Raw genomic sequence first — 4772 nt, 5'->3', positions numbered from 1 at the left:
CGGCGCCCGTTCACCTCCTGCGCATCCCCGCCACCGGGGGGGCGCCCGAACTGCTGCATCGCTTTGCCAACCACACCGGTCCGCTGGGTCTGCACCAGCTGGGATCGTCGGTTTACGTCTCCTTCCCGAATTTCGGCATCAAAAAGGTCACCCCATGACGCGGAGCCCACGCATGAAGAAGCCCTCGATGACCCTGCGCTGCGCCCACCTGCTGATGCTGCCGGCACTCTTGCTGGCGGCCTGTAGCGGCGCGCCGCTGCCCACGCCTGTGCGCCTGTCCGACCCGGCCAGGGCCATGGGCACGGTCACGGTCCAGGTGGATGGGGCCGTGATGCAAAAGAAGGCGGCCTACCGCCTGCAGGGCAAGTCGTTTCAGGATCATCAGATCGCCTACCTGCGCCTGCGTGCGCTCGGGGCCGACATGAGCCCGGTCGAGCAGATCATCCCCTGGGCCCCGCCACTGGGACCGATCAGTCTGAGCTTGCAGGTGCCTCAGGGGGCCAACCGGGTCTTCATCCTGTCCGGGCTGAATTTCGCCAAGCAGCCGGTGATCAGTTTCAAAGGCATGGCCAGCGTCACCACGGGCGCCAACACCGTGATGATCCACGCCGGCACCACGCCGGCGGCCGATGCGCTGGAACGTGTCGTGGTGTACGCCCCCAGTGTGGCGCCCAGCGTGAGCCTTTCGGCCCTACAGGGGTTGATTGACGGTGCCGCCGAGTATGATCCGCTCAGCCGCTCCTATGGCCACGAGCTCGGCAAGCTCGACACCGAGGCGATCGCCTCGGCGATCGTCGCCAGTGCGGGCGTGGTGCCGGTTGCCACGGCGGCCTATCGTCTGAGCACCGCTGATAGCCTGGCGGTTGCGGCCGTAGACGCCTTCGGAAACCCCATCATCGGTGACGTTCGTTATATGTTAAGCGACCCGACATCGGCGGCCGTTGTCAGCATGTCGTCGGCGGAGGTCATCTCCCCTGCCGCGCGCGGACGCTGGACCCTGACCGCCTCGCATCCCAAGCACGGCTCGACCAGCGTCGAGGTGCAACTTCCCTACGCCAGCGGCTCGCTGTCCGTCACGCTGACGCCGCACGCCTCCGCCGTGACGTCGGTGGGCACCCAGGACATCCTCTTTACCAGTCAGAAGCAGTCAGGCAGCGGCACGGACGGCAATCTCACCACGGGGCGGTTTTCGGCCTCCAAGGGACGAGGCCATTACGCCGCACCGCTGGCTGCCTTTGGCAATGAGGCCTATGTGGCCGAGGGCACCCGCATCCGCAAGGTCGACCTGACCACGGGCGACATCACGACCCTGGCAGGCAGCGAGGCGAGCGGGACCATCGATGGGACGGGTACGGCAGCTCGGTTCTCGGCGATCGCCGGCCTGGCCTGCGACAGCGCCGGCACCTACCTGTACGTCACGGATGAACATCGCATCCGCCGGATCGTGCGTTCGTCTGGACAGGTGACGACCTATGCGGGTGACCTGGTCTCGGGCAATGTCGACGCCTCGGCGCCCCTGGCCGTGCGCTTCAAGTATCCCAAAGGGCTGGCCATGAACGGTCCCACCCTGTATGTGGCCGACAGTGACAATGGTAAGATTCGGCGGATCAACACCTCGCTCAATGAGGCGGCGACGACGCTCGACATGGCGACCCTGTCTCCGCCGAAGATGCCGCTGGCGTTGGCCGCCAACGGAACCTCACTTTATATCGCCACCAAGGACAACGAGATCTGGCAATATCCGTTCGGGGGGACGCCCGTGCGCTTGTCCGGCGTTGGGAGTTCCCTACCGGGCCACCTGGACGGTCCCGCCAACACGGCGCTGTTCGCCTGGTCGTCGTTGGATGAAAGCCAGCAAGGCACAACGGCTGCCAACGTGAGCCTGGCATTGGCCACTGACACGTTGTACGTCTCGGACCTTTATAACCAGCGCGTGCGACGCATCAGCGGCATCGGTGCCACCCCGATCGTCTCCAGCGTGCTGGGTGACGGCATCGGCGATTTGCTGGAAGGCCAGGACGGCCGGGTATTGATGCCGGCCGGCCTCGCCTGGGCGGGCAGTGACCTGCTGGTCTTCGACAAAGGCAATGCGCGCTTGCGTCGCCTGAACCTCGGCACCAATGTCATCCAGCGCGTGGCCGGGGGCGGGCCTGCGGGCTTCACCCCGGGCCTGCAGGCCGCGGCCTCTTTCCTGTCCCTGCGCTCGCTGGCCTTCGACCGCTCGCGGCGGCGCGCCTTTGCGGTGGAGCCCCTGGCCAATCGGGTGGTCATGCTCGACCTGCTCACCGGGGAATTCCAGGTCGTGGCCGGCACCGGGGACCGCGGCGACCAGGACTCGGTGGCGGGTAATCCCTCGGTTTATCCCACCTTCCGTCTCAGTGCGTCCAGCCGACTGGCCTTCGACGAGGACAGCAACAAGCTTTACTTGTCTGAGCGGAATGGCGGAATCGGCTGGCGAATTCGCCAGCTGAATACCAGCAGCTTGCCGGCCTTCGTCACAACGCTGGCCTCCTCCGGCCTCGAGTCGCCCGACTTCGCTTTGGACGATAGCGCCAACGTGATTTTCACCGCGACCGCCACGCTCGATGTGAGTACCACGACTTCCTCGCTCACTTCTTATACGCCAGATAACCTGGTTCTGCTTGGTGCTCGCGTGCTGGGGGTGACGCATGACCACCTGTACGCGGCGCGTGGTAGCGGAAGCGGCCCTGGCCTCACGTATGACCGGATCGTTCGCTTTTCGCGCACAGGCACCACCGGCATTGCCTCGGAGACCTTGCTGGTCGGGGCGGCGGGCTCCCCTGGTCGGGTGGATGGGGCCTCCGGCACCGCGCGCGTGGCCAACCCCGAGCGGCTGGAACTCGACCCGGCGGGCCACTACCTGTACCTGCAAGAGGGCAATCCGGGCTTGCGGCGCATCAACCTGGTCACGGGGTCAGTCGAGACGGTCTGGAGCACCTCGACCAACTGGGTCCACGGCCTGGGCTTCGACGTCGACGGCACGCTGTTGCTCAACGTGAACGAGGAACGCCTGACGCGCTTGCGCTTCTGAACGGACCGCCTTACCCCTCGCCGCGTGGCGTGGACCGGGTGGGGCGCTGACAGCACCAAAACAATGGGAGGCACACGGAACATGGGGCTAGGCCATCCAGGCGGCGTTCGAGCGGGGACACTGGCTGTCACCGTGGCCTTGAGTGCCTGCAACTTCGGGCCCTCCAGCCCACCCGCGCCCACGACCTCGGTCGCGCCGGCGGCCCGTTCGCCGCTGACGTTGTCGGCGGCCACCGAGTTGCTGGCCGGCAAGGCGACCTCGGGCACAGCCCCGTTCGCTGCGGCCGCCGTGCAGGTGCGCCGCATCGACGACGACCGCCTGCTGGGCACGGCCACCACGGGCAGTGACGGCAGCTTTCAGGTCTTTCTCGATCCGATGCTGAAGGCGGGTACGCCCCTGCGCATCTCGGCCACGAAGGACGGGCGGACGCTGTCGGCGCTGGCCTTCGCGGGGCACCAGCAGAAACAGGCCTATCGGGTGCTGCAGGCGGAGGCCGCCTTCGTGGCGCTGAACCCGGCCACCACACTGGCCCTGGCGGCCTTTCTCAAGCGCATCAAGGCCCTGTCGGCCCAGCTGAGCCTGCCGCAGACCAAGGCGATCTCGCTGAACGCCCTGCCCTTCCTGCTGGAAGCCTATGAAAAGGCCAAGCTGGCGGCCGAGCAAACCCTGGTCAAGCTGGTCGCCTCCGCCGGCGGCGAGTCCGGTGGCGCGCCCGGGGCCGTGGCGGGGCCACCTGACCTGGGCAACCTCTCGCCCGCGGCCGCCAAGGTGCTGGAGCGCTTCCTCGACCAGTTGTTGACGGCGGTCAAGCCCGAGGGTGAGATCGGCCTGCCGCCGGAGGTGATCACGGCGATCGCCGCCCCGGATTCGCCCTTGCGGCAGGTGGCCGAGCAGGTCCTGACCCTGTTGAACGAGGCCGCCCAGGTGGTGGCCGTCGAGACCCAGCAGAGCCCGCTGCCGTCGCTGGCCCCCAACGACTGGGTCGAGACGTTGCCTGTCGCCTCGGAGACGTTGCGCAGCCCTGAGCCGACCCCCTCGGCCTCAGGCAGCCTGTTGCCGCTGGCCTCGCCGACGCCCAGCCCCACGCCCACGCCGACTCCGACGCCCAAGCCCGCCGCGGGTGGCGGCGGTGGGGGTGGCGGCGGGGGTGGTGGAAGTTCGCCGCCCACCACGCCGCCGGCCGGCTTCTGGGTCGACCTCACGGCCCCCTTCCGCAACCTGTTCAAGAGCCCGACGGGGGTATCGCTGCTGCGGTTTGGCGCCCCCTACAACGCGGCCAAGCCGCAGCGTTTCGCCTTCACGGGCACGTTGGACACGAGCCTGGTCTACCTGGATGCCAACCCTGGGGCCACTCCCACGTTCGATGCCAGTCCGCCGGCTTATAGCGGCTACCACCCGCATTACCAGTATGCCCTGGGGATTCCCCGCAATCTTGACGGAGAGGCCCTGGTGGCGTCTGCGGTCCATCGCATCGCGGAGAAGTCCAGCGGCGAGTTCTTTGTGGCCGACGCGAACCACGTCACCAGGGTGATCATGTCAGCGTCCCCGATCATCATCCCCGTCCTCGGAGGTCTCGAACGCGTCACCGATATCGTGGCGGACAGCAATTACCTGTACGTGGCTGAAGGCGGCAATGGCACCCAGGGCGGGCGCGTCCGACGCTTCGAACTGACGGACGTCAACGCCAGCGCCACCTTGATCGCTGGTCTTCACTGGCCAG

The 4772-nt window shown here is 67.3% G+C and carries 2 protein-coding genes; both read left to right on the top strand.

Annotated elements, in window-relative coordinates:
• The first annotated feature begins 172 nt into the window (after positions 1 to 172).
• Positions 173 to 3052: a hypothetical protein gene (locus tag VKP62_05985; protein ID MEB3196737.1), complete on the top strand. Its 2880-nt coding sequence runs from the start codon at positions 173 to 175 to the stop codon at positions 3050 to 3052.
• An 81-nt stretch (positions 3053 to 3133) separates the two neighbouring features.
• On the top strand, positions 3134 to 4772 hold a 1639-nt coding region (locus VKP62_05980), incomplete at its 3' end, for an Ig-like domain-containing protein (GenBank protein MEB3196736.1).

The sequence above is a fragment of the Candidatus Sericytochromatia bacterium genome, assembly GCA_035285325.1.
In the GTDB taxonomy this organism is placed as follows: Bacteria; Cyanobacteriota; Sericytochromatia; order S15B-MN24; family JAQBPE01; genus JAYKJB01.
The sequence above is the reverse complement of the archived record's forward strand: the minus strand, read 5'-3'. Positions and strand labels throughout refer to the sequence as shown.